Annotated in this window: 29 protein-coding genes; 18 read left to right on the top strand and 11 right to left on the bottom strand. The window is 51.8% G+C overall.

All coding sequences use genetic code 11. The features are described 5' to 3' along the window. Positions 1-78: 78 nt before the first annotated feature. Both pdxR and EPA93_RS04980 read left to right on the top strand, forming a co-directional pair. The gene (pdxR, locus tag EPA93_RS04985) at positions 79-1,488 is read left to right on the top strand and encodes a MocR-like pyridoxine biosynthesis transcription factor PdxR (protein WP_129885989.1); all 1,410 of its coding nucleotides are present in this window, start codon (positions 79-81) and stop codon (positions 1,486-1,488) included. Between the two features lie 235 nt (positions 1,489-1,723). After that, positions 1,724-2,308 (top strand): TetR/AcrR family transcriptional regulator, encoded by a 585-nt coding sequence (locus tag EPA93_RS04980; RefSeq protein WP_129885988.1) that lies wholly within the window; start codon positions 1,724-1,726, stop codon positions 2,306-2,308. A gap of 218 nt (positions 2,309-2,526) precedes the next feature. On the opposite strand, the gene EPA93_RS48215 is transcribed toward EPA93_RS04980, so the two are convergent. Continuing rightward, a complete protein-coding gene (locus EPA93_RS48215) occupies positions 2,527-2,751 on the bottom strand; it encodes a hypothetical protein (RefSeq protein ID WP_165422753.1) in 225 nt (74 codons plus the stop codon). Between EPA93_RS48215 and EPA93_RS50820 the strand changes: the two genes are divergently transcribed. Together EPA93_RS50820 and EPA93_RS04970 are read left to right on the top strand one after the other, a co-directional pair. Next, positions 2,720-3,019: a DUF1294 domain-containing protein gene (locus EPA93_RS50820; RefSeq protein WP_129885987.1), complete on the top strand. Its 300-nt coding sequence runs from the start codon at positions 2,720-2,722 to the stop codon at positions 3,017-3,019. The two genes, EPA93_RS48215 and EPA93_RS50820, sit on opposite strands and share 32 nt — an antisense overlap. Positions 3,020-3,546: 527 nt before the next feature. Beyond that, positions 3,547-4,482 (top strand): LLM class F420-dependent oxidoreductase, encoded by a 936-nt coding sequence (locus EPA93_RS04970; RefSeq protein WP_129885986.1) that lies wholly within the window; start codon positions 3,547-3,549, stop codon positions 4,480-4,482. Between the two features lie 275 nt (positions 4,483-4,757). On the opposite strand, the gene EPA93_RS04965 is transcribed toward EPA93_RS04970, so the two are convergent. The 3 genes from EPA93_RS04965 to EPA93_RS04955 form a co-directional block, all read right to left on the bottom strand. Next, entirely contained in the window at positions 4,758-5,288 is a 531-nt protein-coding gene (locus EPA93_RS04965; RefSeq protein WP_129885985.1) for an SMI1/KNR4 family protein, read from the bottom strand. 177 nt (positions 5,289-5,465) lie between these two features. Continuing rightward, positions 5,466-6,335, bottom strand: coding sequence for a MarR family transcriptional regulator (locus tag EPA93_RS04960; RefSeq protein ID WP_129885984.1), 870 nt, complete (start codon positions 6,333-6,335; stop codon positions 5,466-5,468). Positions 6,336-6,599: 264 nt separating this feature from the next. Beyond that, positions 6,600-7,445: a class I SAM-dependent methyltransferase gene (locus EPA93_RS04955; RefSeq protein ID WP_129885983.1), complete on the bottom strand. Its 846-nt coding sequence runs from the start codon at positions 7,443-7,445 to the stop codon at positions 6,600-6,602. A 258-nt stretch (positions 7,446-7,703) separates the two neighbouring features. Between EPA93_RS04955 and EPA93_RS04950 the strand changes: the two genes are divergently transcribed. Both EPA93_RS04950 and EPA93_RS04945 read left to right on the top strand, forming a co-directional pair. Then, positions 7,704-8,129, top strand: a complete 426-nt coding sequence (locus tag EPA93_RS04950; protein WP_207229448.1) for a MarR family winged helix-turn-helix transcriptional regulator — start codon at positions 7,704-7,706, stop codon at positions 8,127-8,129. 128 nt (positions 8,130-8,257) lie between these two features. Then, on the top strand, positions 8,258-10,603 hold the full coding sequence (locus tag EPA93_RS04945; protein WP_129885982.1) for a molybdopterin-dependent oxidoreductase: 2,346 nt from the start codon (positions 8,258-8,260) through the stop codon (positions 10,601-10,603). A 166-nt stretch (positions 10,604-10,769) separates the two neighbouring features. On the opposite strand, the gene EPA93_RS04940 is transcribed toward EPA93_RS04945, so the two are convergent. From EPA93_RS04940 to EPA93_RS04930, 3 genes are all read right to left on the bottom strand, one after another. Continuing rightward, on the bottom strand, positions 10,770-11,006 hold the full coding sequence (locus EPA93_RS04940) for a hypothetical protein (protein WP_129885981.1): 237 nt from the start codon (positions 11,004-11,006) through the stop codon (positions 10,770-10,772). A 326-nt stretch (positions 11,007-11,332) separates the two neighbouring features. Then, a complete protein-coding gene (locus tag EPA93_RS04935; RefSeq protein ID WP_129885980.1) occupies positions 11,333-11,731 on the bottom strand; it encodes a DoxX family protein in 399 nt (132 codons plus the stop codon). Positions 11,732-12,006: 275 nt separating this feature from the next. Further along, positions 12,007-12,855 carry a helix-turn-helix transcriptional regulator gene (locus EPA93_RS04930; protein ID WP_129885979.1) on the bottom strand — a complete coding sequence of 283 codons (849 nt, stop codon included), beginning with the start codon at positions 12,853-12,855 and terminating at the stop codon, positions 12,007-12,009. 142 nt (positions 12,856-12,997) lie between these two features. On the opposite strand from EPA93_RS04930, the gene EPA93_RS04925 reads away from it, so the two are divergent. From EPA93_RS04925 to EPA93_RS04910, 4 genes are all read left to right on the top strand, one after another. After that, positions 12,998-14,224, top strand: coding sequence for an MFS transporter (locus tag EPA93_RS04925; RefSeq protein ID WP_129885978.1), 1,227 nt, complete (start codon positions 12,998-13,000; stop codon positions 14,222-14,224). 297 nt (positions 14,225-14,521) lie between these two features. Next, positions 14,522-15,118 (top strand): TetR/AcrR family transcriptional regulator, encoded by a 597-nt coding sequence (locus tag EPA93_RS04920; RefSeq protein ID WP_165422882.1) that lies wholly within the window; start codon positions 14,522-14,524, stop codon positions 15,116-15,118. Between the two features lie 159 nt (positions 15,119-15,277). Beyond that, on the top strand, positions 15,278-15,727 hold the full coding sequence (locus tag EPA93_RS04915; RefSeq protein WP_129885976.1) for a DUF6220 domain-containing protein: 450 nt from the start codon (positions 15,278-15,280) through the stop codon (positions 15,725-15,727). Between the two features lie 55 nt (positions 15,728-15,782). Further along, positions 15,783-16,172 carry a cupredoxin domain-containing protein gene (locus tag EPA93_RS04910; protein ID WP_129885975.1) on the top strand — a complete coding sequence of 130 codons (390 nt, stop codon included), beginning with the start codon at positions 15,783-15,785 and terminating at the stop codon, positions 16,170-16,172. Positions 16,173-16,224: 52 nt separating this feature from the next. Here the strand turns inward: EPA93_RS04910 and EPA93_RS04905 are convergent, their stop codons facing one another. Next, on the bottom strand, positions 16,225-17,166 hold the full coding sequence (locus EPA93_RS04905; protein WP_165422881.1) for a glycosyltransferase family 2 protein: 942 nt from the start codon (positions 17,164-17,166) through the stop codon (positions 16,225-16,227). A gap of 150 nt (positions 17,167-17,316) precedes the next feature. Continuing rightward, a complete protein-coding gene (locus tag EPA93_RS04900) occupies positions 17,317-18,642 on the bottom strand; it encodes an MFS transporter (RefSeq protein ID WP_129885973.1) in 1,326 nt (441 codons plus the stop codon). Between the two features lie 341 nt (positions 18,643-18,983). On the opposite strand from EPA93_RS04900, the gene EPA93_RS04895 reads away from it, so the two are divergent. From EPA93_RS04895 to EPA93_RS04880, 4 genes are read left to right on the top strand one after another with little or no spacing between them, the layout of a single operon-like run. Then, positions 18,984-19,412, top strand: coding sequence for a hypothetical protein (locus EPA93_RS04895; protein ID WP_207229447.1), 429 nt, complete (start codon positions 18,984-18,986; stop codon positions 19,410-19,412). Then, positions 19,409-20,632, top strand: coding sequence for an NRAMP family divalent metal transporter (locus tag EPA93_RS04890; RefSeq protein ID WP_129885971.1), 1,224 nt, complete (start codon positions 19,409-19,411; stop codon positions 20,630-20,632). Before EPA93_RS04895 ends, EPA93_RS04890 begins: the two co-directional genes overlap by 4 nt. Before the next feature lie 4 nt (positions 20,633-20,636). After that, positions 20,637-21,008 (top strand): hypothetical protein, encoded by a 372-nt coding sequence (locus EPA93_RS04885; RefSeq protein ID WP_129885970.1) that lies wholly within the window; start codon positions 20,637-20,639, stop codon positions 21,006-21,008. Further along, positions 21,008-21,328: a PRC-barrel domain-containing protein gene (locus EPA93_RS04880; protein WP_129885969.1), complete on the top strand. Its 321-nt coding sequence runs from the start codon at positions 21,008-21,010 to the stop codon at positions 21,326-21,328. The genes EPA93_RS04885 and EPA93_RS04880 overlap by 1 nt, the downstream gene beginning before the upstream one ends. Before the next feature lie 445 nt (positions 21,329-21,773). On the opposite strand, the gene EPA93_RS04875 is transcribed toward EPA93_RS04880, so the two are convergent. After that, the gene (locus EPA93_RS04875) at positions 21,774-22,811 is read right to left on the bottom strand and encodes an alpha-hydroxy acid oxidase (protein WP_129885968.1); all 1,038 of its coding nucleotides are present in this window, start codon (positions 22,809-22,811) and stop codon (positions 21,774-21,776) included. An 823-nt stretch (positions 22,812-23,634) separates the two neighbouring features. Here EPA93_RS04875 and EPA93_RS04870 point away from each other — a divergent pair. From EPA93_RS04870 to EPA93_RS04860, 3 genes are all read left to right on the top strand, one after another. Next, the gene (locus tag EPA93_RS04870; RefSeq protein WP_129885967.1) at positions 23,635-23,880 is read left to right on the top strand and encodes a hypothetical protein; all 246 of its coding nucleotides are present in this window, start codon (positions 23,635-23,637) and stop codon (positions 23,878-23,880) included. Positions 23,881-23,945: 65 nt separating this feature from the next. Beyond that, positions 23,946-24,188: a hypothetical protein gene (locus EPA93_RS04865; RefSeq protein WP_129885966.1), complete on the top strand. Its 243-nt coding sequence runs from the start codon at positions 23,946-23,948 to the stop codon at positions 24,186-24,188. Positions 24,189-24,307: 119 nt separating this feature from the next. Beyond that, on the top strand, positions 24,308-24,550 hold the full coding sequence (locus EPA93_RS04860) for a hypothetical protein (protein WP_129885965.1): 243 nt from the start codon (positions 24,308-24,310) through the stop codon (positions 24,548-24,550). 114 nt (positions 24,551-24,664) lie between these two features. On the opposite strand, the gene EPA93_RS04855 is transcribed toward EPA93_RS04860, so the two are convergent. Then, positions 24,665-25,105, bottom strand: a complete 441-nt coding sequence (locus EPA93_RS04855) for an ester cyclase (RefSeq protein WP_129885964.1) — start codon at positions 25,103-25,105, stop codon at positions 24,665-24,667. Positions 25,106-25,352: 247 nt separating this feature from the next. On the opposite strand from EPA93_RS04855, the gene EPA93_RS04850 reads away from it, so the two are divergent. Further along, positions 25,353-26,558 carry a potassium/proton antiporter gene (locus EPA93_RS04850; RefSeq protein ID WP_129885963.1) on the top strand — a complete coding sequence of 402 codons (1,206 nt, stop codon included), beginning with the start codon at positions 25,353-25,355 and terminating at the stop codon, positions 26,556-26,558. Positions 26,559-26,569: the final 11 nt, after the last annotated feature.

Here is a 26,569-nt window from a genome sequence, read left to right as displayed (position 1 = left end):
CCTCCTGTTGTGTTACCATAACAGAAGGAAGCGGTTTATTGTAGCACCACTTTAGAGCTGAAAACGGGAGACCACTTTATGCAGGGAAGGCAACTATGGATTGAGCTCGATCGCAGCAAACTGGCTGTGCCGCTGGTGCAGCAGGTATATGACCAGCTGCGCCGGGCTATTCTCCAGGGCAAATTGCGCGCAGGCGAGCGCCTGCCCTCGACGCGGACCCTGGCCAGCGAGTTGCGGATGGCTCGCAGCTCGCTTGTAGAGATCTATGAGCAATTGTTGATCGAGGGCTATGTGGTGAGCACGCCTGGTTCGGGCACCTATGTGGCTCATGGCATTAGTTGCCCTTCTGAACAGGAGACTATTTTTGAGGAGCAGGAGCCGCAGGCAGTGGAGGAACAGGATGTAATAGATTTTCGGCCCGGCGTCCCTGCGCTTGCGGAGTTCCCGCGCCGCATCTGGAGCCGCCTTGCCACGCAGGTCTTCGCCGAATTACCCGCGTCTATGCTGGGTTACGATCAGCCTGCAGGCCGCGATGAGCTGCGTCAGGTTCTGGCGCGCTACCTGTTACGCTGGCGTGGCGTGCGCTGCCAGCCTGCCCAGATCATCATAACGACGGGGGCAGCTCAGGCGCTTGTCCTGGTCGCGCAACTGCTGCTGTCACTGACAAAGACCCTTCTCATCGAAGATCCAGCCCATCATGAGATCCAGCAAATATTCACCAGCACGGGCTTAACTCTGCTGCCGATACCAATTGATGAGGCCGGTATCCAGACTTCCCATCTGCCAGCTCCTACCCCCGGTGCCAGCGCCTTTATCACCCCCTCACATCAATTTCCGCTCGGTGGGACGCTGCCAGTTCAGCGGCGCCAGCAACTGTTGCAATTTGTGCGGGCAAGCGGCGGCTATATCATCGAGGACGATTATGATAGCGAGATGCGTTACAGCGGAGCCGTAGTTAGTTCCGTGCAGGGACTTGGGCCGGAGCGCGTAATCTACATCGGCACCTTTAGCAAAATTCTCGCCCCATCCCTGCGCATTGGCTATGTGATTCTGCCGCCACCTCTTCTTGAGACGGCTCGCAATCTGAAGCGCTTTATGGATATGCATTCGCCCTCATTTGATCAGTTGATTCTTGCCAGCTTCATCAGCGAGGGACACCTGGATCGCCATGTCCTGAAGATGCGCCGCCTCTATCGCCGCCGCCGTGATGCCTTGCTCAACAGTCTCAAAACCTGCTTCCCGCATCATCTGCAAATCTCTGGTGCGGCAACTGGCCTGAACTTGCTAGCTTCATTCGAAGATATCACATTTAATGCCGATCTTCTGGCCGCTATTGAGGCCGCTGGCGTGCGCGTCTATCCCGTCGAAACCTATGCCATCCGTAAGAGATTGCATCTGCATGAGCTGATTATGGGCTATGCCAATCTTAGCGAGGCCAGGATCGTCGAAGGCATCCACAGGCTGCAGGCAGTTTTAACACAAGCGTGAGGGCTACGCGTTGGCTAAGGCCATTGCTCGCATTTGATGAGCAGCTGGCTTGACTATCGCATTAACTTATGGTATAAAATGAATGAAATTCATTCAGCATTAGCGTGGAGGATTTCACTTCTTGATAAGTTGTTAAATATGCTCTCCATGGCGGGATGAGCACGCTACGGAGCGACTGCCCGGGAGAGGATGACCGAGAGCAGGCTAGCAATGTGCAGAATATGGAAAGGGATTAATGAAGCGAAAAGCTATTCTTGAGGCTGCGCGTACGCTCTTTGTGCATAAGGGATATGAAGAGACCACGATTGCCGAGATTGCTCAAGCTGCTGGGGTTGCCGTTGGTACTATCTATCTCTACTTTCGCAATAAGCACGAGATATTAGTGGCGGCCTCGCTCGATCTGGAGGAGAGCCTCATACAGGTCTTTACTGATCCTGCCCTGTTTGATCTGCCATTTGAGCAGGTTCCGCGTGCCCTTATGGAAGCTGTTTTTCGCATCGGTCGGCACAAAAAAGAACATATGCACCTGTTAAAGATTGCTGTGCCTTCCTCGCTGGAGATCTTGCAGCAGAAGGATATGGATGCTCAGCTTACCGGCGCTATCGACGCGTTTTTGCGCAACGCTATCGCCAGAGGTTATCTTGCCCCTTTTAATACAGAGATGTATGGGCAAATGATCTATCTGCTGGGCCAGGCTGTGCTGCATCAATGCTTTGCTATCGAGAAAGGCGAACGGGAAGAGCTCTATTTGCAATATGCTATCGAACTCTTAGAGCGTTTATTCTACGGTCCCTCGCTGAGAGAAGGGCGCCCAGAGTAGGGAATACTCCCTCTACTCAGCCGTAAAGGCCTGCACACGACACATTTTTTATTACAAGCGCTGTAACTATCAAATGTTTATGCGTGACTATGAATGAAGTTCATTCATAATATTGGAGGAAAACTTCAAAACTTTCTTAGGTATGGCAAATCAGTGCCGTTTTCCCATTGGAAAAAGTATCTCATCTACTTTGGCTAGTTTTTGTCTCTTTCTTGAGCTTAACCGTCTCTTTCAATAGACTCATGAACAAGGTCAAGCGTGCCGATTTCAGCCTTGAGATACCAACCAGAGCATGAGGGGAAGATCCTGCATCCTTCCTCTACAATTTGGGCTTTGTCGTTGGCTTGATTGCGGGAGAGTGTCAAAAAGCGTCCCAGATCGAGAAAAGAAAGGAACTTTCCTCTGCCTACTATGAGCATAAACATTCTTTCTACCGTATTCATCCTGCTGCTGCTTTTGAACGTTCTCACTTTTGCCGTGTATGGCAGAGACAAGCATGCGGCAAAAAAGGGCACGTGGCGGATATCAGAAAGGACTTTGTTGCTGCTGGCTTTGCTAGGAGGGAGCCCCGCCGCATGGCTTGCGCGGCATTATTTTCACCATAAGACCAGCAAGCGCTCTTTCGTCATCCGTTTCTGGTTCGTCGTGTTTATACAGATGGTCTGCATTATTGCGTACCTGGCAATACATTTCCATCCCCTTCACCCTTAAAAAGAAAGAAGGTTTTCAAAAGGCAGCTTTGAAAGTCCTCTCAAATCTGCCTTTTGCTGGATGGTTTGCTTGCTTACTTGGGATAGGGCACCGATGTGTCTACTATGTTAACAGTGACAGTAACCTTCACAGAGAGCCTGGCTGGCCTGATCTTTTCAGTTCACAGTTCAAATTCGAAAATAGGCAACTAGCCATTTTCGCTAAGATCTTAGTCATGGCTCTTTCGGATCTTGCGTTATGAATGAACTTCATTCATAAAAGGAAAGTATGGTATGAAGTCGGCGCGAAACTATGTGCCGGGATTGCGGCGGGCAAAGCCTCTGGCCGGATTTGGGTTCACCCTTTTTACTTCCTGCCAGGCCGCTACAGGGGTGCATAAAAAAGCGTGATGACCCCATATGGTTAGTTCTCTCATGTTTGAGCTTGTATGCTATTTGCAGGTAAATAAAGCAAAGCATATAATGAGAGGAACTTGTGCTAGATTAAGGATAAATTTAGTTTTTTATTGGTGAAAGGTGTAAAACAGCATGAAATATGGTATTTCCCTGCCTCAGGGCTGGACAATGGAGCTAGCCGGGATTACAGATCATGTGCAGGCTTATGAGTTTATGACCCAGTATGCCCAGCTTGCCGATTCGTGTGGCTATGAGTCGGCCTGGCTGGTTGATCACTTTCATACTGTGCCCTATCCTGCGCAGGAGGTAACCTTTGAGGCCTGGACGAGTACCGCAGCTCTGGCTCGCGATACCAAACGCATAAGAATCGGGCAGATGGTGACGTGCAATGGCTATCGTAATCCGGCCTTGCTGGCCAAGATGGCAAGTACCGTCGATGTGCTCTCGCACGGTCGGCTCAATTTTGGCATCGGCGCGGGCTGGTACGAGCAGGAGTGCCGTGCCTATGGCTATGATTTTCCCGACGCCCCAACGCGCTTGCGTCAACTGCGTGAAGCCGTTCAGGTGATCCTGGCCATGTGGACGCAGGAAGAAGCTACCTTTGAGGGCAAATATTACCAGGTACATGGAGCGATTAATCAGCCCAAAGGTGTGCAGAAGCCCCACATTCCTTTGCTCATCGGTGGTGGGGGCGAACGGGTGACGCTTAAGCTTGTGGCCCAGTATGGAGATGCCTGCAACTTTCAGGGTGATCCTGCCACGCTTGAGCATAAGCTCGCAGTGCTCAAGAGCCATTGCGCGGCCATTGGGCGTGACTATGAGAGCATTCATCGCACCAGCACTATAATTTGTTCCCCTGGCGATACTGACGAGCAGGCACTGGCAAAAATTCCCGAAAACTTAAGGACGCGCCTGGGTGGGCGTGCAGTGGAGACAGCGCTTATCGGCACTCCCGACACGATTCGCCAGCGCATCGCTGAACTGGAGGCGATCGGCATCCAGGAATTGCAGCTTGTCATCTTGCAACCTGATGATATCCAGCGCTTTGCCAGCGAGTTTATCGCCTAAGAGCCTTGCGGGCATCTGGGATAGCCTGCGTCAAAGCTCTGCCTGACTGACGCAGGCTATCAGCTCGCGCCTGGCGCTTCGCTGGCTCTTTGTTCTCGGGAGACTTTTCATTTCGGTTTAGTCCTGTGGGAGAGCGAGGAGCGAAGTAAAAACCGTAACTTTTCAGAAGACCAACGTAGAAGAAGCAAATCCTGCATGCTCTTGCGTCATTATGACCAGAAATGACGCTCTTTGGTTGCCGCTGTGCGGCCAAAACGTTGAGAGGACCCCAGGCCCTACGTACCCAGGGAAACATCATCGCTTACAAGGCTTCCCGATTCATCCACCCCATATTTCCCATCTTCCAAATCATTGACAAACCAGGACAGAAGACTCCAAAAATCGGGGGCAACAAAATCCTCCCCTAATTCATAGTCAAAGGCGACGATCCGCTCCAGCGGCTCTCCCTTGCTCCTCCCCATATCCACGCAGAGGTACCCACCAGCGCCATCTGCCGCAAAAGGAAGATAGGTCGCGGGCCACTCTTCGCTGCCTTGCTGTGCCTTATAGGCACAAAGCATCCGCTCAAGGGTGAGAAACCCCCAGTTGTCAAAAAAGAAGTCGTCTGTGCCGTTGTGCAATGACCACGACGCTTTGATATATTCCGGCAAAGAAAAACCCAGCTCTGCTTCTGTAGCGTGTAGTTGCTGCTCGGTTGCTCCTGGGTAGAGATGAACGAGGCTCTCTGGAGCCGCAATCTGAAGCCACGCCTCAATCATATTCCAAATGAGCATCATTCTCCCCAGATGATCTACTGGCTCTGACATCTTTCCCTCCTGAAAAACGCTTTCAAGTCAGCTATTCTTTTTGCACCTTCCATTTATGGTAACACGTGCTTGAAAGTTCTGAGCGAAGAGGAAAAGTAGGTGAAGCCATCTCACCCCATCGCTCCCGTGGGAGCGAAAACCATCTAATAAGAAATGCTGCGTGCAGCACGTGATTTCTTATTTTGGCCTGAGCCCTGGTTTGAGGGAAACGCTCAAGTGCTTCTCCCCGCGTAGAATATCCAGCTTGAGCTCTGCCTGACCTATGGCGCTCAGTTGCTCATCAAGGTTTTCGAGCGACCTGATCTCTTGCCCATTGGCAGCAATGATAAGGTCCCCCTCGTGCAAGCCGGCGGCCTCCGCTGGACCTGGTACCGCGACGGATTGGATGAGCAGGCCGGGCACTTCAGGCAAGCCGGCAGCCCGGCGCATCTTGTGGGCGATATGGGCCGGGGCAAGCGAAGCTCCAAGCCAGTGCGCTGGATGCTGGGGATCTTCTGGGTCCAACGGTTCAAAGCTCAACAGCAGCGTGCGTAGTAAAGTGGCAAGCTGCTCACGCTGCTCCTGGTTCAATGCTGCTAGCAGGCGCTCCTCGTTAGCCAGGTGCAGGGGCGCAATCTGATCGAAGAGCCTTAAGCCTTTCTCGCTAAGACGCACCAGTACCCCGCGCTGATCGTTGGGATCGGGAAGGCGCGCAACGATCCCATTTTTTTCTAGACGATCGATACGCACGCTAATCGTGCCGCTTGTCAATTGTAAGGCATCCATTAGCGCCCGCTGCGTGCGTTGGTAGGGCGGACCAGCTCGGCGCAAGGTAGCGATCACGGAGAAGGATGGAGCTGTCAAGCCAAAGCGCTCGAAAGTTGCGCCAACCTCAGCTTGCAAATGAGATTGCAGGCGCTCCAGGCGCGTCATGATAGCAATTGGCGAAAAATCTAGATCTGGGCGTTGCTGCTTCCAGCCAGCCAGCAGCCAGTCTGTATGATCGCGAATGTGCTGGGAGGATTCTTCAGTTGCTTGAATACTTTCCTGTGATTGCTTGCCTTCCATCGTCTGCTTCGCCTCTTTCTTCGCAGGGCCGGAGCGCTTTGACGAGGACTTGTTTCCGGTCTGCCACATGTTGCTTACCTCTTGGCATGGTCTAGCTGTAGCTTATTGCTTACAGCTATCATAGCATAATTTACCTTGTTAAAAAATATTGAATCCAAAGATTTGTCACTGCAAAGAGAGAGACGATGACGGTCCGTCATCGCCTGCAGCTTGCTTCTCCACGATATCATTTCGAATAGTTCTAAAGAGATGTGGATGAAGATATTATTTCTGCTTAGTAGGCAAGCCCCTGACGCACAAAAACGCTCTGGTCCGACGTATGTAATGAATGCCATCAGGCTGCTTCAGCGGATCTATGCGCTTGAATACTTGCGCTTTAAAGCGTTCAAGAACGTCAGCCGGCATACGTTCAAGTGGGAAACGCGAAGCCTCATCCCACTTTGAAAGCCACCAATCTTGCTTTCTTGCATACACAAATTCGTACTCTTGTAAGCGCGTATCTATATCAACAAAGCCAGCTTGTCTGAGTAGCGAGACAATCTTTGCATCTTCTAGAAAAGGTCCTCCCATGTCAAGCGAGATGTGGTACTGTCGTTGATAGGCCTCAAGCAGATCCGTGTACCAGCGCCAGCGCTCATCACCAGTATTGGGAACACTCAGGCCAAGCTTTCCACCAGGCCGCAATACGCGAAAGAACTCGGCCAGAACACGTTCGATATTGGGGAAGAAGAAGAGCGCGTAGGCGCAAATTACATGATCGAAGGAAGCGGCAGGGAAAGTCAAATGCTCAGCATCCATCTGCTCCACATGCGCGTTTTGTACACCACACTGCACAATATCCTCAGCAGTACAGGCGATCATTTGCTCGGCGAGATCTATACCCACGACCGAGCCGGCAGGGCCAACTTGCTCTGCCGCCGCAAAGAGCACAGCCCCTCTACCCGTTGCCACGTCAAGCACGCGCTCACCTGCCTGTAACTGCATACATTCCACTAGCCAACGTCCAAAGGGAACAAAAAGATTAGGCCCCCTCATCCCATAGGTTGTTGCCACCTTGTTGTAGAGATGAGCAATCTGCGCCTTCCTGCTTCTGGCGTCATCGTTCAGCATTACGCTACCACCCTCCTGAAATTAGCATGTGTCTTATCCCAGCTAGAAGCTACAACTTTACTGTATACAAGGCATTCTCAATTATAAGAGTTTTTAGGGCACTACTTTCACAAAAATGTCTCTGTCGATATTACGTAGAAGGCGCAAAAAAGTTGGTTTAGGCAGGAGGCTTTACCCGATATGAGCTCTTGACGCAACTTTAATTTTGCCATATCATTAGCCAGGTAATGATAGTTACTTGATGAAATTGGTGAGGCATTGATTGACGAGTTTTTAACTGAGATCGTTGGCCTGCGGCGCGCGGTCAAGATGTTTCTGGATGATCGCTTGCTGCCTTATGGCGTGTATGGAGGTCAGCAGCTCATCCTTGAGTATCTCTGGCGGGAGGATGGCTTAACGCCAGGCGAGCTTGCAAGGCGTATGGGAGTTGAGACGCCGACTATTACGCGGGCGGCCCAGCGCATGGAGCTGGCGGGATTGGTGAGGCGCCTGCCTGATCCCGAAGATGCACGCCTGGTGCGCATCTTTTTACGCGAGCGGGGAAGGGAATTGCAGGCCCTGCTACCTGCTGTGCTGGGTACAGCTGTCGATGAGATGCTTGAGGGACTTTCTGCAGAGGAGCGCGCGGAGCTGGTGCGTCTGCTCGCGCATGTTCGCCGGAATCTAGCCGGTAAAAAGAGCTAGCGCCTCTTTTTTTGCCAATCTCATTAGCTAGCTAATGAAGCTGACTGAATTTTTCAGTTTATAAAATGGCGACAGCAGAAAATGCAAATTTGGAGCCAGGAGCCACTGCCCACGAGAAAGGGAAATTTATGGACGCAAGGGCATCGGAACGAAGGAAGATTACGCAAACCGCATCGCATTGGGGAGCCTACAAGGTCGAGACCGACCTGAGTACTCACGAGGTGCTCGCGACCCGTGGGGTGCAGTTTGATCCTCACCCATCTCCATTGCAAGCTAGCCTGCCCGAAGTGGTCTACGACTCGCTGCGCATCGATCAGCCATATGTACGGGAAGGCTATTTGCGATCCCGGGGAGCCAGTCGCGCGGAACGCGGCGCGCAAGGCTTCGTGCCGGTGAGCTGGGATAAGGCCCTCACTCTCGTCTGCGAGGCGTTGCAGGAGACACGAGAGCAGCATGGCAATGAGGCGATCTACGGAGGCTCGTATGGCTGGGCCAGTGCTGGTAGGTTGCACCACGCGCCAAGCGTGCTCAAGCGTTTCCTGGCCCTGGCTGGTGGCTATGTTGATAAGGTGGGGAACCATAGCTATGGAGCTGCGCAAGGCATTATGCCCTATATTCTGGGGCGGGCCGATGTGAACAGGCTGGTGGTGAGCTGGCCCGAGGTCGTGAGCCATACACGCCTGCTGGTATTGTTTGGCGGCGCGCCCCTGAAGAATACGCAAATTGATGCCGGGGGAGCCGTTAAGCATGAAAATCTCGATTGGTACATGAAGGCTGCCCAGGCCGGAATTGAGGTTATCTGTATCAGCCCGCAACGCTCGGATGTTCCCGCGCAGGTTGCACCTGAATGGCTGCCAATCAGACCAAATACCGATACCGCGCTGATGCTGGGCCTGGCCCATACGCTGGTAAGCAATGGTTTGCACAATCAGGAATTTCTTGCGCGCTACTGCGTCGGCTATCCTGAGTTCGAGCGCTACCTGCTTGGGCAGAGCGATAACACACCAAAGGATGCAACCTGGGCATCTCATATTACGGAGGTTCCAGCCGAAAGCATTGAGCAGCTTGCCAGGCGCATGGCCTCTACGCGCACGCTGATCAATACAAGCTGGTCGGTTCAGCGCGCAGATCATGGGGAGCAACCAGTCTGGATGAGCATTGCCCTGGCCTGCCTGTTAGGTCAGGTCGGTATGCCTGGTGGGGGATTCAGTTTTGGCTTCGGTGCGATAAATGGAATTGCGCTCCCCTATCCTGCTGGTATTCCACGCCCGAAAATCTCGTTGGGCCATAATCCTGTCACTATTAAGGTCCCAGTAGGCAGAGTGACGGATCTGCTATTGCGTCCCGGAGAGCAATTGGCCTATAACGGCCAATCGATTCAATTGCCGAAAATAGAGCTTATCTACTCTGCTGGTGGGAACCCGTTTCACCACAATACCAATCTTAATCGCTTCTTGCAGGCCTGGAAGCAGCCTGCCACGATAATTGTGCATGAGCCGTGGTGGACTCCTCCGGCCAGGTTCGCAGATATCGTTCTCCCCTCAACTACAACAATGGAGCGCAACGATATTGGCGCCGCCGAGCACGGAAAATACTGGCTTGCCATGCATCAGGTGCTTCCGCCGTATTGCCAGGCTCGCAACGACTTTGACATCTTCTCTGAGCTGGCTGAGCGGCTCGGCTTTGGCTTCGCGTATCATCAGAATCGCTCTGAGATGCAATGGCTACGCTATATGTATGAAGAGGCTCGCCAGATCGCCGGCGAACGCGGCTTTGCGCCGCCGCCCTTTGCTGAATTCTGGAGCAGTGGCGCATATGAGTTCCCACTGTTAGATTCTGCGGCACAACCAACCTTGCTTGGAGATTTCCGGGCTGATCCGCTCATACATCCGCTGCACACTTCATCGGGGCGCATCGAGCTGGTGAGCGAGAAGATTCGCTCATTCGACTACGATGATTGTCAGCCCCATCCGTGCTGGATCGAGCCTGCTGAGTGGCTTGGCGGAGAGCAGGCAAAGCGCTATCCCCTACATTTGCTCTCCAACCAGCCGCGCAATCGCTTGCATAGCCAGCTCGATCAGGCCAGCTTGAGTCGGAATGGCGAGATCAGCGGACGTGAGCCCATTTACCTTAATCCGCTGGATGCGAGACGGCGCGGCCTGCTTGATGGCGATGTGGTGCGTGTGTTCAATGACCGGGGCGCCTTTCTGGCCGGCGTGCAGATCTCGGGCGAGCTCAGGCCGGGAGTCGTTTCGATGGCAACCGGAGCCTGGTATGATCCAGAGATGGCAGGAAGTGTGGGCAGCCTGGAGAAGCACGGAAATCCAAATGTTGTCACGCTGGATAAGGGCACATCAAGGCTCGCGCAGTGCTCGGTTGCCCAGACCTGCCTGGTGGAAGTTGAGAAGTATAACCAACCACCCAGCGTAACAGCGTTTGCCTGGCCGCCTATCCTGCAGAGCGATCCATCTTAAAAAATCTCGCAACGGGATACTTGAATTCATTTCTGCAGATCTGATCTACACTCTTCAAGCCTCTGTAAAAAATTTGCTCAGGGACAGAGGATAAAATCTTCTGTCCCTGCTCTATCCCTTGAGCTCTATCTTCTAAAGAAGGTTGGAGCGTCAAAATTGCTTTAAGTTAAGCTTGTGTTGGATAAGGAAGTGTATGTACGTCATCGCCGTTGGTGGGATAAGGGAGCGTATGTACATCACTATTGGTAGGATAGGGGAGCGTGTGGACATCATCATTGGTAGGATAAGGGAGTATATGGGGCTTGCCATGCTTGTGATGATGTTTATGCCCCTTATGCTTGCCAGAGCCGCCAACTACCTCTTCCAACTCCGTCTCGTTCAATTCAAAAGTGTTTCCAGACATGTCTACTAGATTCCTTTCTCTCTACAATACAAAGTTTTTGGATCGGTGTATGCTCATATCAAAGAAGCTTGTTGTAGCCATGAGAAACTTCCTCTTCTGGCACCACAATCACTACTTAGAGAGACGCTAGTAGATGTCTTTTTGTTCCGTGAGCGCCCTTCTGGCCTATTATACAGGGCAAAATTGGTCAACAGGCTGGGGATCTTCGCCAATTGCTTCTGTATAGTTGTGCTACATATTGCTGACTGATCTTTTGCTCTCGCTGCAGACCGCATCTTGCCAATTCTCTGGCTTGCGGTTCACAGCGAGAATATTTATGCGCCCGCTCAGGCGAGCACAGAGTTTTGCCGCCGATTTATCGCCAGCGCTCCAGGACCGCTCAAGAACAGCGAGAGCAGGCCGGCAAATAGCGCCAGTTCGAATTCAAAGCCGCCTACCAGGCCCGCACCCAATTTGGCCATCACGATAGCTGCCAGCATATCCAGAGCCAGCAGGATCGAGAATACGCGTGAGCCCAGGCCAAGAATGAGGCTAAGGCCGCCAAGCACTTCTACCGCTCCGATAAGTGGCGCCACAATTGTGGCCAGTGGAACACCTATGTGACTGAAAAAACCTATAGTCGCTCCCAGTGCCATAAATTTCATCACCCCATGCAAGATAAAGATGATCCCTAGAACGACACGTATTACGAATGGGGCATAAGGTGATAACGTTTGTAACTTCAATACAACTCCCTTTCACGTACAGCCGACACTTCCACTGCTGCGAGTATGCGTAGACTCCCGCTAGTAGAAGTACCCTGACTAAACTTATCGTCGTTACTGCTATTTGTATAGCAGCTCTCTTTCTCAATTTTGACAAACACATATAAAATATGTCGCATGAAATTGCAAAATATTTGTAAAATCCTATGCCAAAGGGTTCAGTAAGATATGCAGAACTTGTTTTTATGTAAATGCTGCTTATACATTGTTCATGGCTGTGTAAAATCCTGTTCAGCTTAAATGTGAATGGATGAGGAATTAAGCAAATGACGCAGCTTGAGAGGTGTCTGTTCCTGTTCCAGTGGCGTATAGACAATTATTTTGAGATCGGGAGCGTCTTGCACCTGAAAAACAAGGTGCTCAAAGTACATTTTTCCTACGTGCGGATGGATAAGAAGCCTGGGGCCTCTGGTATGAGCAAAAACATCGTGCTGTGGCCACCATTCGCGGAACTGTGGGCTAATCTGCAGAAGGTCTTCAATAAGGCGGGCCAGCCAGGGATCATTGGGAATCCGTCCACAACTTGCCCGGAAGCGTGCTAGATGGCTGCGCGCATGCTCTTCCCAGTCCGCAAACAGGTTTCTGTATGTTGATGAGGTAAACACTCTCCACAACTCGTTGCGTTCTCTCCCTCTCAGGCCAGCGAGTGGTCCAAATATGGCATTTGCCGCCTCATTCCAGGCAATGACATTCCAGCGGAGCCCAACCACATAACCTGGTGTCATTCCCAGCCTATTCAGGAAATGCTGGAGGTCAGGGCTGACGCTTTCGTGATCCGTAGCATCTTCAAGCGGTACTTGTCGAAGCGCCAGGACAAAGAGATATTCCCGTTCCTGGTTGTTCAAGTGCAGGGCACGAGCCAGGCTTTCCAGAGTTTGTGGGGATACGCCAATCTCCCGTCCTTGTTCCAGGCTTGTATACCAGGCAACGCCTATGCCGGCGAGCTGGGCTACCTCCTCGCGTCGTAGCCCGCTGGCGCGCCTGCGCGGCCCTCGTGGCAGTCCTACAGCCTCCGGGGTTAGTTGGCAGCGTTTGGTACGCAGAAAATTGGCAAGTTCTTGATGGCGTTGGGAGCCCTTCTTCACGTTCTCTACTTTATCCTGATAGAAATTGTCCTACAATAAGTTGACTTCTGGCTCGGAAAGTGCCTTCATTATATACTGCCTGCCACGAACACCTCAAGAAGTCTTGACTTTTTCACTGCTCTCGAAAGGAGATGTTGTAATTATGAAGCGAATATGGTGGGCTCTCCTTACCTTTACCCTTGGTGTGAATCTACCTTCGCCCCTTTATCCTTTATACCAAGCCCGCTTCCATCTGACAACTGCCGTCATTACCTTACTCTTTGCTATTTATGCGCTTTTTTTGCTTCCCTCTCTGCTCTTTCTGGGGCCATTGGCAGATAGCTGGGGACGCAAGCGCCTCATGATCCCGGCACTTGCTCTGATGGGAGCCGCTTCCCTCATTTTTGCTTTTGCTGACCAGGCCTGGCTCCTTTTTGTTGGTAGGGCCTTGCAAGGTCTGGCGACCGGGAGCTTTCTTGGCGCCTGTACAGCCCTTTTGCTTGAGCAAGCGGGTAAGCACCGTCAACGCTTCGCTTTATTACTCGCCGGGTTTACCACTATGGTTGGATTTGGCCTTGGCCCTGGTTTTGCCGGCATGCTGATCCAATATGTGCTGTGGCACCCTTTTCAAGCGTCCTACTTTGTGCATGTTATCCTTTTGGCAAGTGCTCTGTTAAGCATGTTGACAGTTAAAGAAACCATTCTCAGGCGCAAGGCTCGCCTGCGTGTAGCCATTGGTATTCCCAGGCAGATTCGGCGCCCTTTTTGGAGCTTGATTGCTCCGGCTGGCTTTCTCTTCTTCGCCTTCAATGGTACGATTGTTGCGCTCATTCCAACCTTTAGCGTTTCCGTCCTTCATATTCATAATCTGGCAATGGGAGGCGTCTTGATTTTTCTCCAGATGCTCATTGGTGGATTGACCCAGGTGATTGTACAAAGGAGCAACCTGCTAGGCGTGACAAGATGGGGCGTAATCCTGACTATAGCAGGCGCGTTTGTAATTATTAGTGCTGCTCCTACGCAAGCATCGCTCCTTTTATTGGGTGGTATAGCAATAGAAGGGGCCGGAAATGGGCTGCTCTATAAGGGTAGCTTTGACCTGGCCGGCAAAATCGGTACCCAGCAACAACGGGCGCAGATCATTTCAAGTTATTATGTAGCCGCCTATATTGGTTTCAGTGTTCCTGTCTTCGCAGTGGGCATAATGGCAACCTTTATTGGCTTGACTGGCGCGTTCTTGTCTCTTGCCGTTGTGCTCACGTTCCTGGGCATTGTTCTTCTTGTTTCGACATATGTACTGGCCCCAGCCGTCTCCGCAGTCGGACAAGCACATGTGTCGGGAATGGTTGAGGCTGTGGAGAGCAAGCAAGAGGAGCTGGCTCAGGAATAGCTACAGCGGTCTGCTTCGTGTCCTGATTCCGCTGCTTATCAGGCCGGAAGTTGGAGAAACACAACTTCATCGGCATGAGCTGGCAGCCTTCTTTCTCAATTTTGGCAAACACATATAAATATGTCGCATGGAATTGCAAAATATTTGTAAAATCCACACCACGAAGCAATAAAGGGTCTAAGCTCGATAGTCAACAAACTTGTTTGTTGACTTTTGGGTCTATATAGCGTATCCTAACAACAGGTATTGTTCCCAACCCTCAATATTGAAGGATACATGCGGAGGAGAGAGAGTACATTGACAAAGGCACGCCATAGTACACCCCTTGGCGATGAGAGACGACAAGCGTTAATTCTGGCGGCTTATCGTATCATCGCCGAAAAAGGCTTTGAAGGGTTGCGCATTCAAGATGTAGCGGCCAACGCAGGCATGAATCACGCGACACTCTATCATTACTTTCCGGCCAAAGAGAATCTCATCCAGGGAGTTGTTGAGTATCTCAGGCAAGAGCTTGTAACGCCGCTTGATATTCCTGGCTCAGACTACTCTACTCCTCTTGGCACTGTTCGCTCTATGTTTCTGGCGACCCACTATCGGCTTCAGCACACCCCTGAGTTTATCATGGTTCTCAGTGAGCTCATCCTGCGCTCAAGGCGAGATCAGGCCATTCAGGAAGCGCTCAAGGATATGGATAGCCGCTGGTTTGGCTTTCTCAAGCACACGCTTAGCCGTGGTGTGCAGGAGGGAGCCTTGCGCGCGGATCTTGACCTGGATCAGGCCACAACCACACTTATGGCTCTGCAGCGCGGACTTATCAACCTCTCTTTTACCTGTCCCGAACTGCTTACTGTCGAACGCATTATCGAAGCTGTCGAAAAGCTTCTGTGTGGTTGAGCCAGGGGTATAAGCGTTTGCTTTGCAAGCATCATAGATAAATCGGCCATTTTCGGTCTTGAAGAAAACTTAGCAAATCTTCTGTCTATCGTCAGTACGACAGGTAGTCATGACATTATGTCGTAATTTTGAAGAACTACAAGGAGCTCGACAAAAAATATGGAAAATCATTCCGCTATAGCAGAAAAGCCACGGCTTTATCCCACTACAAGGCAGCTCGGGTGGTGGCGCGTCTACGCCGGCCTGATCTTGTTTCTCATCGCAGATATCGTAGTTCAGGTGTTTCTTGCTGGCGCAGGGATCTTTGCGTCCGGCGAATACCTGGTCTGGCATGGCTACCATTCGTGGTTATTGGACCTCGTAACTTTCCTCTTGCTACTCATTGGGTTTGGGGCGCGCCTACCACGGCCTTTGAACTGGTTAGGCGCCGTCCTGTTTGGCCTGGTGTTTAGCCAGGCTGCCTTGATACATGCTTCTAGAGACTTTCGGGCGCCGCTGGCCAGTGCCTTTCATCCAGTCTTTGCCCTGTTCATTTTTGTGCTCGCTTTCTTCTTGCGCTCGCGCGTGCAGCAACTCATACGGGCGCAGCGAACTGAAGTCGGACTGTAGAGCGTAGGGAGCGCAGCGAGCGCTCCTAATGAGACAAAAGAAAAGGAACAATAAGATGCACAAACTATGGCTCGCGTTACTACTGATCTGCAGCCTGCTTACATTCGCCGCCTGTGGAGGAGCCATTTCTCCTGCCACTTCCACAGAGGCTTCTAGCCCTATTGTCCATATGGATAGCACCAGCTTTGTGCAGCCGTCCATCACTATTCATAAGGGTCAGCGTATCATCCTTAGCGCTGACACGGCAGTTCCGCATATCATCGCTAATGGGAGTTGGGACAATGGTGCCCCCAAAAAGCTAAAAGAGCCAGGAGCGCCGGAGGTCAACGATGTGCAGATCAACGGGAATAGTCAGGGGAACATTGGCCCCTTTACTACGGCTGGCACATTCCAGCTCTATTGCACGATTCATCCAAATATGCAACTGACCGTCATCGTGCAATAAGGGTAGAAGAGAACAGGCTTAGCATAGTGCAGGGACCAGCACTCGTGCAAACCTAGACAGTGCTGGGCCGTTCATCTTGCCAGGATGTCATGAGGCGTGGCTGCGACCAGTTCTCCTCAGGTTTGATAGTCAGGTAGCCCCACCAGAGCGCGAGCAACTGCACGAGGGCCAGCGCGCGATTGGCCGGCGAAGCTGGTTGCGGCACAACCAGGCGCGGAGAAAGATCCTCGTGATAGAGGGCACTCATAAGCCGGCTACCGTGTCCATAGCGTATAAAGCGGCGCACGAAAGAGCCAAGATCGGCTTCAAAGGCATGCTGTACGCGCGCTTTGGGGGCGTAAGCCAGAGGCCCCACGCTCCATAAGCGCAACCCTAGATCGATATCCTCGCAGCCCGCACTCTTGAAACGTTCGTCAAGGCCGCCAACCTGAGCCAGGGCCGCGCGCCAGATAAGCGCATTGGCCGTGACCATAAAAGCTGGCCGTGCGCTTCCTTCATGGACAAGCGCCGGTGGCGAGAGAATGTGCTGAGCCTCATAGTAGGCGGAATATACATCGCTTGAGGCTACTTGCGCCGCTCCGGCATAGCCAATCGAGCCATCCATGGCTTCTTGATAACCCCCTATCAATGTTGCCGTTGGGATGCAATCGCTATCCATGAGGAGCAGCCAGTTGCCACTTGCCTTGCGCGCGCCCATATTGCGCGCGGCCGCTGCCCCAGATCGTGGGCAGACCAGAATATGCACAGGAAGGGGCCAGGGCAGTTGTGCGGGCAGTTCTAACGGTGGTTGAGATCCGTTATCGACGACAAGAATCTCGCGTGGACAATGCTCAGGAGAAAATATCTGCAGACAGCTCTCCAGCAAGCGATCAATGCCACGCTGATTGTTTTTCACAGGCACGACAATTGAAAGCTCGGAAAGTTCAAGGTGGCTCGGAGCAGTTCCCGTGCCCCGCTGAGGAGGAAATGGGCAGAAAAAATTAATGGTTGCCATGCGCACCCTCATTTCTTCTTAGCTTTTACAGCTTCGACATCTCCAAAACGAAAATAGAACTGATTCTATTATTATCTATGAAGGCGCGCTAAGACAAGCAAATAGTCCCTATGGCTATAATTTGATATTTATGAATATAATGTTTGGTTTTTAAGGCGATATTGTCTGCTTTTCTTGCGGAGTGCTAAAAACCGAGGCTGCGCGTTCAGGGTGACGTTGGCGCACAGGGAGGAAGAAGCCCGAAGAGACCACCAGCAGACAAAGACCACCGGTCAATAGCGTAACGGAGCTGACCCCGATATAGCTGGCAAGAGCCGTGAAGATGGCGGCGCCAAGCGGACCCGGGGCCAAGCTGATCGTCCAGAAGGCCGAGGTGACGCGCCCCAGCAAGTGATCGGGGGTAATCTCCTGGCGCAAAGAGACTGAGACGACGCTAGCCATTGAGCCGCCCAACGAATAGCATGTCGCAAAAAGTGCGATAAGCCAGAGATTATTAGAAACGCTAAAGAGCGTAAGGGCTATACTCATTACTAAAAAGCCGCCCAACCAGCTTACCCCAAAGCCAAAGCGCCTGCGTATGGACGAGGCTAGCAAGCCAGAAAATATCGCTCCCACGCTAGCAGCGCCAAAAACGTAGCCTACGATATCGTCGGACTGGCCCAGATCATGCTTCAGGTGAAACATAAACAGGTCAATAGTTCCTGAAGTCAGGATGGTAAGGAGCGCGAGCAAGATAGCGATAGCACGCAAGGTCGGTTGCCGCCAGAGAAAACTAATGCCCGCCAGGAACTCTTGCTTAAAGTTCTGGCTTCGCCCGCCAGGCTCGCTTGCCGGCAAGGCCGCTAGCTCTGCAGGGCGCAGATGGATAAAATAGAGCGAGAGGGCAGAGATGCCAAAGGAGAGCGCGTCAATGCTAATCGCCGTAGTGGGACCGAAGCGTCCCGAGATCAGGCCGGCAATAATTGGTCCGGTGACAAAAGCAATGGCCTGCGTAGCCTGTAAGCGTCCATTGGCCTCCGTCAACTGATCCCTGTCCACAAGATTAGCCACGGCAGTAATATAGGCCACCTGAAAGATCATCCCCAGGCAAGCGCCCAGGGCCGTAATGACATAGATCAGCCAGAGCTGTGGCCCAACGAAATGCCACCAGAGGGGAATGGCCAGGTAGAGCAACATACGCAGTGTATCGCAAAATATCATTAGCTTACGCCGATCCAGCCTGTCCACAAGCGGGCCGGCGAAGAAGCCAGTAATAACCTGTCCAATGCCAAAGATGCCAGTAACTATGCCCATCTGGGCAACCGAGCCCGTCGCCTCCAGGACCAGCAAGGGCAGGGCAATCGTTATAAAAGCATCCCCAACCACCGAAAGCGTTTGACCGGCCCAGAAAATATTAAAGCTCCCATTTCGCCACAGGCGTCGCCCGGCCGGGATAAACATGTCATCAATGGGCCCTGCCAAATTTTCCTTCTGCATGCGAGATTTCCTGTTCTCATCCTAAAAAAATAAGCAATAAAGAGCGGGCAGACAAGCAGGACATCTACTGTAGTCTTGCCGGAGCATTGTTCTATTTGGAGAGATAAAGTTGCATATACCCCTGCTACCTTATCTCATTCCCTCAATGCTATCATAGCATATTATAGCTAAATCCCTCTATGGAAGCAGGCACTGAAGAGGGGCAAGCATACGGTGTTAACTGTATTCAAATGGGCAGGATAGGCAGCTGATAGCACAATCCAGAAACTTTTGTCATCGGACTGCCGTGAGAAAAGTACAGGTATGCTTGTCAGGTCTTTCTGTATCTAAGAAGGCCTCTAGTGAGTCAGGAAAAAGCTGTGAAGCATAGACAGGTCTTCACTCTCTTGTTGCTCTTAGCAGGAATCCTTTGTATTACGAGTGGATGCCAGTTCTCTCAATCTGGTTTTGCTAACCTGGCAGATAGCGTTGGAGATGTCTTTATCGCGGCCAACACTACTATCAGCTATGTCCAAGAAGGAAAATTGACGCCAGCCTATGCGCGCGCGAGCTTTGTAAATTATCGCAGCCAGCTAGAAGGCGTTGAGCAGCAGTTGCCCACTCAGGATGGTGCCCCCGATAAACAGAAAGTAAGGCGTTTGCTTGCGCTTTTCCAACCGGCAAAGCAGGTAGTCGAGCGCCCATGCCTGACGAATTCCTGTGATTGGCATACGCAGGTCGCAATTTTACAGCGCGCCGGCAAAGCATTTCAGGAGGCGGCAGAGCAATGAAAAAATGGTACTCGCTAGCATTGGGTATTGTCACGGCTACAGGCGGTTTTCTCGATGCTGGTACTGTTGCAACCTCGGGCGAGGCCGGGGCCAAGTTTGGCCTTGGTCTGATCTGGGCCATCATCATTGCCACGCTAGCTATCGTGCTGCTTACGGAAATGGTGGGCCGCTTTTCTGCGGTTTCCAAGAAAACCTACGCCGACGCCATTCGCGAGAATTTTGGCTTCAGGTTTTTTCTCCTGCCATTGATCAGCGAGACCATTGCGGAAAGCCTATTGCTTGCTGCGGAACTGGGTGGGATCGCTATCGCGCTCTCTCTGCTTACAGGTATTTCCTGGCATGTGCTCTTTCCTGTCGCGGCCTTGCTCGTGTTTGTCATGGCCTGGCGCGCCCCCTTCAACCTGATCGAGAATGCGCCTGCCTTACTGGGACTGCTCGCTCTGGCTTTTGTGATCGGCGTTGTAGCCCTGGGCGGGCCATCGTTTCATCTCTTGCCCACGCTCTGGAAGCCGGAGATCAAACCAGGCCAATTGTCGAGTTATCTCTACCTGGTAGCGGCGATCCTGGGAGCGACGATCAGTCCCTATATGCTCTACTTCTACTCATCGGGCGCTCTAGAGGAGGGCTGGTCAGGTAGCTCGCTGTTGCTCAATCGCGTCACGGCAATTCTGGGTATGGGCTTTGGCAGCCTTAGTTCGATCGGACTTGTCATCATGTCGGCAATCGTACTCCAACCGCTCAATCTCAACGCCAGTACGCTGGGCGAAGTTGGTTTGCCTCTGGCGCGGGCGTTTGGACCAATTGGTGGGATTATCTTTGCCGTAATTCTCTTTGCAACCTGCCTGGGAGCCGCGCTAGAAGTGGTCCTGGCCTATTCCTATTTTATCGCCCAAGGCTTTGGCTGGGAGTGGGGCGAGAACAAGCCGCCGGCCAAAGCCGCGCGCTTCAACCTGGTCATTATCCTTATGCTGATTGTGGCTGTGGTGATTGGCCTGCTGGGCAACGATCCGCAAAGCCTGGCCCTGCTGGCTTCGACGGTGATTGCCTTACTACTGCCAATTTCGCTCTTTCCCTTTCTTGTTCTTATGAACGATCCACAGTATCTTGGCGACAAAGTAAACCGCAGCTTTTTGAATTGGGCGATTATCGCTATTTTGCTTATAGCTTTTGTGGTAGCGCTAGTTTCGTTGCCGCTTGAGTTGCTAGGTGGAGGAGGTTAAAGCCATGGTGACGGAAAGCAATGTGCCGGCTCTCTCGTTGCGTGATCTCATTGATTCGCAACTGGAGACACAGGACGGCATCGAGATCGGGCGCGTCTCTGATGTGCTGGCGCAGTGGAGCGAGGGTGGCACGCTGCACGTTACGCATGTTGTGGTGGGACCACAGGCGCTGGCCGGACGCATCGCCACCCCCTTGCGCAACCTGCTACGTGCGCTCCTGCATGACCGTTTTGATCACTGTATCCCTTTAAGCGAGGTTGAGCAGTTTGGCGCAACATTGCGCTTGCGTCAGCCAGCCAGCAATTATGAAGTGGGAAAATCAGACGCCTGGATAGCTAAGCATATTTTACGCTGGATACCGGGGAGTTCGCACTGATGCATAAGCAAGAGGCCGCTGTCTTCATGGGGGATATCCTCAGCAAGAAGCTTGTAACAGCTGAGGGGAAAACGCTGGGCCATGTGGCTGATATCCAGCTTTCTGATGGCCCCGAGTATCGCATTACGGCCCTGTTCTTTGGCGGTCGGGGCTGGTTCTATCGGCTGCATCTGCTCAATCCCTTTGTCTCAAGAAAGCTGCTCAGCAATAAGCCTTATGTGGTCTCCTGGGAAGACATCGAGCGCATTGAGCAGCACGCTATTGTGCTAAAACCTGGCTGTCCACGCCAGTCAAGCCAGACTGAGCTAGCTGATCCGTGAGTGAGCACGTATTGCTGCTTCAGAATCTATTCTTTTCAAACTGACCCTTGCCCTATCTTTCAATCTTGTGCCACGTCTTATCCACCCATCTCGGCTTGAAACCGGTCCTAGTAATGGCTATTCTCTCGGCTGCAGGCGTGGTAGTTATCGCGCTTTTTGCCTCGCTCATCGTGATTCGTCGTGGCGATAGTACTTCATGGATATTACAGCAGAAAAGCCCCAAACGATCTGCGTAATGAGTAGCAAAACCAGTGTTACGAACGTTTCCATAGAAAGTATGCGGCGAGGGCTATAGCTAATGCAAGTCCCGTAAGAATAAAACCTTATTATCCCGGAACCATCTGAGTAGAGCTTGCACATATCGGGAGAGCAGCATGGCCACTCTCCCGCTCTCCTTGTGGAGAAATCACTAGCCAAAGGGAAGGTATAGTCGCAAACTTCACTATTACCAGTTGCACTCTTTAAGCAGATCGCTTGTGATACAGTTGACGTCAGGGCAGCCCGAGAGCACCATGGCGTATTCCAACTCTTCACGCAGGATGGCGAAAATCTGGTTTACGCCCTCTGCGCCCTGGACGGCCAGGCCCCACAGCAGAGATCTACCGATAAAGACGGCGCGCGCACCTGAAGCCAGGGCTTTGAATACATCTGTGCCGGTACGTATACCGCCGTCCAGATAGACCTCTACCTCACCTCTGGCAGCTCCAACCACTTCAGGCAAGGCAACAATGCTGGGAAGAGCCGCATCTAATTGCCGTCCTCCATGATTAGAGACCACTATCGCCGCGACCCCATGCTCGATAGCCTTGCAGGTGTCTTCAGCGGTAAGTATACCCTTGACGATAAGGGGAAGATCAGTAAGCGTGCGCAACCAGTCGAAGACACCCCAATCGAAGGTACTAGAGACCATTGGATCAACATCGTCAGAGAAGTTAGCCTTGCGGATATGCTCGGGCAGGCTATACTGATTGCGCCAGAAGCGCTCTTTGCGTCCATAATATGGCGTGTCAACCGTAACGACGATAGCCTGATAGCCGGCTTGCTGCGCTCGTTGCACGAGCTGGGCAGAGAGGGAACGCGGCTCGAAGAGGTAGAGTTGAAACCACAAGGGGCTGCAAACCCTGCCCGCAATCTCTTCCAGGCTGGTAGTGGCGCTTGAACTGGCCACATAGAGGGTTTGCGCCTGTCCAGTCCCCTGGACTGAAGCGCGCTCGCCCTCAGGATGCCATAACTGCTGAAAACCAACAGGCGCTGCCATGACGGGCAGGCTGATAGACGTACCTAAAACAGTAGTACTCAGGTCAGGTGCGTCCATCGGGACGAGCATGCGAGGTCTTATGTAGAGGTGTTCAAATGCCGCAATATTGGCCCGCAGCGTTTGCTCATTACCGCAGCCACTTTCGGCATAACACCAGGCTGCAGCGTCAACAAGACTACGCGCAGCCTCTTCGTACTGTTTGGTTTGTATGTATTGTGTATCCATAGTTCTCCAAAGAAATTTTCTCAGATGCAGCCTTCTTCTGCATGAACTTGCTTGAGGTGACGCAGGTCACCCTCTTACAAAGATTGGCGAAACTGTAAGTAAGCCTGAAGAAGGAGTAGAAAGCAGGAGAATGTGCGTTGAATGAGCCTCTCTGTGGAGAAAAAGAAGGAGAGATGGATAGGTGGGCATTCCTGCAGGGAAAATGTGTCAGGAAAACCAGACCTGTAGAGATTAAAAAATCTCACAGGTTTCATCAATCATTCTTTTCGGTGTGCCATAAACTCCTGCTGACTACGCCAGCGTCGAGAAAATGATGAGAACGTTTTTCATAAACTGAGATTTCCTTTGGCAAAATTGCTCGTGGAGCCAGAAAAATATACCATAATCAACAGCTCTGAAGCAAGTCTTTCTTCGCAAACCCTCTATTGGCAAGGCTCAACCCCGATCATTTCTTTGCAGAATAAAAGTTGGTAACAGGAGTAGAGCCAGTGAGCGCTAAATGAGCTCATCTTTCAGTAGAAATAGTGTTGCTTGCTCAGTATTTTTGCCCTAAATGACTCGGTGTTTTGGCGTATTGCCGAGCCGGTAATAATGCTGCTGCCTGCATTTTTTGCCTGAAGCCGTTAAGCGTTTTTACTACTCAACTATCCGGTAGATGTGCGGTTCCTCTGTTGGCAGCGGGCTGCTAAACTTTAGATGTGTTAGCGAGAGCTTTCAGGCAAAGTAATGCCGAACAGGTGCTATTTTCTCAGGCATCACTTTGTAGATGTAAACGCTAAACAACGATAATTATTGGGATACCAGATTCAAGGAGGATAAAAAAATGTTCGAACTGAACGAGCAAGAGATGGAACAGATCGCCGGCGGTCATCACCACAATTCTTATAGCCATGCCTGGACAACCACAGATGCAAGCGCTAAGAAGGGACATGCCTCATCGGATACCCAGACCCGCCAGCACAGCGGTCACAACTATTCTGATGGCAAAGCCAACAATAGCAGCGAGGTCTGCGGCACGAATATCAGCCTGAGCACCGGCGCTGGTACCAGCTCACATGGTCAGTACTAGATCTTACTTTTTACTATTAAACACTAGACAATACGATTTTCCTAATTGAGAAAGGAAGTAAAATTATGTTTGAGTTACATGAACAGGAATTAGAGCAGGTTGCTGGTGGCCATCATCATTCGCGCAGCCATGCCTGGACAACCACAGATGCCAAGGCTAAGAAGGGGCATGCCTCATCGGACACCGAAACCCGTCAGCACAGCGGCTACAACTATTCTGATGGCAAGGCCAACAATAGCAGCGAGGTCAGTGGCACGAATATCAGCCTGAGCACCGGCGCTGGTACTAGCTCGCGCGGCCAGTACTAATTCTTAATTTGATACATAAGCCCATACCTGAAACTTTGTACTTTATTACAAGATAACGCTATACCTGCTAACCAATAGGCTTATACCTTTTCACTGATGAAGAAAGGGAACTTAAAGGGATGTTTGAACTGTGTGAGCAGGAGCTAGAACAGGTTGCTGGCGGCCAAAGCGTGGCCAGCAGCCAGGCCTGGGCTAAGGGAAGCGCGAGTGCAAAAAAAGGTGTTATCTCGTCTACTACTCAGACGAGTCAGCACAGCGGCTACAACTATGCCAGTAGTAGCGCAAGCAATGCGACTTCCGTTAGCGGAACGGATGGTAGTGCGGGGAGTACGATCGGGACCAGTTCTAGCATTCAGAAATAACATTACTTTGTGCAATTGGCTGCCTGCTTTGGGCAAGGCGATTCCACACGGCTTTAGCAGGAAGGCTAACGGGAGCTTTACGGCTTCCGTCCAGCCTTCCTGGCGGTTTTTGGGCTAACTTGACTGCGGACCTGGTACAGGCTGTGGAATGGCGCCGAGCTGCTGCCATAAATTTAGTCTATCGCCCAGCACCCAACCATAGACGATTTGCTGCTTCTCGATACGAAAGAAGGCTGTACCGGCATACTTAATCTGCTTCCCGGTCGGTTCGAGGCCAAATAGTGGACCTTTATGTGTTCCTGTATAGGTCATCAGGGCGCACAGCTTATCGTCTTCCATGATGAGCTCTTCGATCTTGTTATACCAATCAGGGAAAGCCGTTTGGACGGTCCGCATGTATTGTTTCAAGCCTTCGCGACCGCTGGTTGTAACGCCCAACGAGCCCTGAAAGACAATCTTTTCGGCAATAATCTCATCAGCTATCTGGAAATTCCAGGCGTTCCACATCTCCTCAAAGTAGCGATAGATCAACTGTTTCTTCTCATTGAGAGCCATTTGCCAATCTCCTTATGCATTACCACAATTCTATAGAAACCTTGCCTTACCTCGGCTCCGCGCAGCAATCCTGCTAAGGACAGCATAGAGTTCAAGCTTCGATTCGGCAAGGCGCCAATGTGTACCTGCAAACCGGCCAATGCCGACCACCACTTGCTTTGCCAGGCCTTATGTAGCTATGCTTGCTTGCCTATGCTGTATACTGAAAGAAGCTATTATATAGGAATAGTAGAGAAGAGATAGTTTCATGCCTATTAATGAATTGCTCCTTATCTCATCTATATTGCTCTTCTTAAGTATCTTTGCCTGGAAAATTTCTAGTCGGCTGGGTATTCCGGCTCTGCTGCTCTTCCTTGGCCTGGGCATGCTAGCCGGCTCGGAGGGTCCGGGTGGAATTTATTTTGATAACGCGGCCCTGGCCCAGGCAATTGGCGTGATTGCCCTGGCCCTTATCCTTTTCGGGGCAGGCCTGGAGACTGATTGGAGCGCTGTGCGGCCGGCCCTGGGTGGCGCGCTTTCGCTCTCGACGATAGGCGTGCTCTTAACCGCTATCATCGTAGCGTTGTTTGCCAATCTTGTGCTCCATATACCGCTGATAGAAGGCTTATTGCTTGGCGCGATTATCTCAGCCACAGATGCGGCTGCAGTCTTTAGCGTCCTGGGAGCTAGAAATCTTCAGCTAAAAGGCCAGCTTCTCCCGCTGCTTGAACTGGAATCCGGCACAAATGATCCGATGGCAGTCTTTCTGACCGTAGGCATGATACGCTTGTTAACAGAGCCGCATGCCACTATCTTCTCGGTGATTCTGCTCTTTATCGAACAAATGGGTATAGGGGCCATTCTGGGCCTGATCATTGGGGGCTGCTCGATCTGGCTGCTCAGGCGCCTGGATCTGGATGTAGAGGGGCTCTATCGGGTCTTTACTATCGCCCTGGCTCTCTTCGCCTATGGCCTTACCGCTATTTTCGATGGGAGCGGCTTTCTTGCCGTGTATATCGTCGGGTTGTTGCTGGGCAATAGCTCAATTCAGAAGGTGGATCGGCTCTCGCGCTTTCACAATAGTTTGTCCTGGCTGATGCAGATCACTATGTTTTTAATTCTTGGCTTGCTGGTCTTCCCGTCTCACCTTCCTCCAGTGATCGTGAGAGGATTATTTATTACCGCTGTCATCGTCTTCATTGCGCGCCCAGTGAGCGTGCTGCTGGCATTGCTGCCGATCAAGCTTACTCTGCCCGAGAAGCTCTTTGTCTCCTGGGTTGGCTTGCGGGGAGCTGTACCTATCGTCCTTGCCACTTTCCCGCTTCTGGCGGGTCTTCCTACGGCTCCTTCCCTTTTCAATCTTGTCTTCTTTGTCGTGCTGGCTTCTGTGCTACTGCAAGGGACTACAGCGCCGCTGGCCGCGCGCTGGCTCAAAGTTACGGCTTCTTCGCCTGAGGAGCAGAATACCTCTTGAGGTTTGAGGTC

The sequence above is a fragment of the Ktedonosporobacter rubrisoli genome (assembly GCF_004208415.1).
Taxonomy (GTDB): domain Bacteria; phylum Chloroflexota; class Ktedonobacteria; order Ktedonobacterales; family Ktedonobacteraceae; genus Ktedonosporobacter; species Ktedonosporobacter rubrisoli.
Note: the sequence above shows the minus strand (reverse complement) of the source record. Positions and strands in the feature narration are given on the sequence as shown.

What these genes read in the sequence shown, in the direction of transcription:
- pdxR (WP_129885989.1), top strand. Translation starts at nt 79, where the DNA reads ATGCAGGGAAGGCAACTATGGATTGAGCTCGATCGCAGCAAACTGGCT.
- EPA93_RS04980 (WP_129885988.1), top strand. Translation starts at nt 1,724, where the DNA reads ATGAAGCGAAAAGCTATTCTTGAGGCTGCGCGTACGCTCTTTGTGCAT.
- EPA93_RS50820 (WP_129885987.1), top strand. Translation starts at nt 2,720, where the DNA reads ATGAGCATAAACATTCTTTCTACCGTATTCATCCTGCTGCTGCTTTTG.
- EPA93_RS48215 (WP_165422753.1), bottom strand. Translation starts at nt 2,751, where the DNA reads ATGAATACGGTAGAAAGAATGTTTATGCTCATAGTAGGCAGAGGAAAG.
- EPA93_RS04970 (WP_129885986.1), top strand. Translation starts at nt 3,547, where the DNA reads ATGAAATATGGTATTTCCCTGCCTCAGGGCTGGACAATGGAGCTAGCC.
- EPA93_RS04965 (WP_129885985.1), bottom strand. Translation starts at nt 5,288, where the DNA reads ATGTCAGAGCCAGTAGATCATCTGGGGAGAATGATGCTCATTTGGAAT.
- EPA93_RS04960 (WP_129885984.1), bottom strand. Translation starts at nt 6,335, where the DNA reads ATGGAAGGCAAGCAATCACAGGAAAGTATTCAAGCAACTGAAGAATCC.
- EPA93_RS04955 (WP_129885983.1), bottom strand. Translation starts at nt 7,445, where the DNA reads ATGCTGAACGATGACGCCAGAAGCAGGAAGGCGCAGATTGCTCATCTC.
- EPA93_RS04945 (WP_129885982.1), top strand. Translation starts at nt 8,258, where the DNA reads ATGGACGCAAGGGCATCGGAACGAAGGAAGATTACGCAAACCGCATCG.
- EPA93_RS04940 (WP_129885981.1), bottom strand. Translation starts at nt 11,006, where the DNA reads ATGTCTGGAAACACTTTTGAATTGAACGAGACGGAGTTGGAAGAGGTA.
- EPA93_RS04925 (WP_129885978.1), top strand. Translation starts at nt 12,998, where the DNA reads ATGAAGCGAATATGGTGGGCTCTCCTTACCTTTACCCTTGGTGTGAAT.
- EPA93_RS04915 (WP_129885976.1), top strand. Translation starts at nt 15,278, where the DNA reads ATGGAAAATCATTCCGCTATAGCAGAAAAGCCACGGCTTTATCCCACT.
- EPA93_RS04910 (WP_129885975.1), top strand. Translation starts at nt 15,783, where the DNA reads ATGCACAAACTATGGCTCGCGTTACTACTGATCTGCAGCCTGCTTACA.
- EPA93_RS04905 (WP_165422881.1), bottom strand. Translation starts at nt 17,166, where the DNA reads ATGGCAACCATTAATTTTTTCTGCCCATTTCCTCCTCAGCGGGGCACG.
- EPA93_RS04900 (WP_129885973.1), bottom strand. Translation starts at nt 18,642, where the DNA reads ATGCAGAAGGAAAATTTGGCAGGGCCCATTGATGACATGTTTATCCCG.
- EPA93_RS04890 (WP_129885971.1), top strand. Translation starts at nt 19,409, where the DNA reads ATGAAAAAATGGTACTCGCTAGCATTGGGTATTGTCACGGCTACAGGC.
- EPA93_RS04885 (WP_129885970.1), top strand. Translation starts at nt 20,637, where the DNA reads ATGGTGACGGAAAGCAATGTGCCGGCTCTCTCGTTGCGTGATCTCATT.
- EPA93_RS04880 (WP_129885969.1), top strand. Translation starts at nt 21,008, where the DNA reads ATGCATAAGCAAGAGGCCGCTGTCTTCATGGGGGATATCCTCAGCAAG.
- EPA93_RS04875 (WP_129885968.1), bottom strand. Translation starts at nt 22,811, where the DNA reads ATGGATACACAATACATACAAACCAAACAGTACGAAGAGGCTGCGCGT.
- EPA93_RS04870 (WP_129885967.1), top strand. Translation starts at nt 23,635, where the DNA reads ATGTTCGAACTGAACGAGCAAGAGATGGAACAGATCGCCGGCGGTCAT.
- EPA93_RS04865 (WP_129885966.1), top strand. Translation starts at nt 23,946, where the DNA reads ATGTTTGAGTTACATGAACAGGAATTAGAGCAGGTTGCTGGTGGCCAT.
- EPA93_RS04860 (WP_129885965.1), top strand. Translation starts at nt 24,308, where the DNA reads ATGTTTGAACTGTGTGAGCAGGAGCTAGAACAGGTTGCTGGCGGCCAA.
- EPA93_RS04855 (WP_129885964.1), bottom strand. Translation starts at nt 25,105, where the DNA reads ATGGCTCTCAATGAGAAGAAACAGTTGATCTATCGCTACTTTGAGGAG.
- EPA93_RS04850 (WP_129885963.1), top strand. Translation starts at nt 25,353, where the DNA reads ATGCCTATTAATGAATTGCTCCTTATCTCATCTATATTGCTCTTCTTA.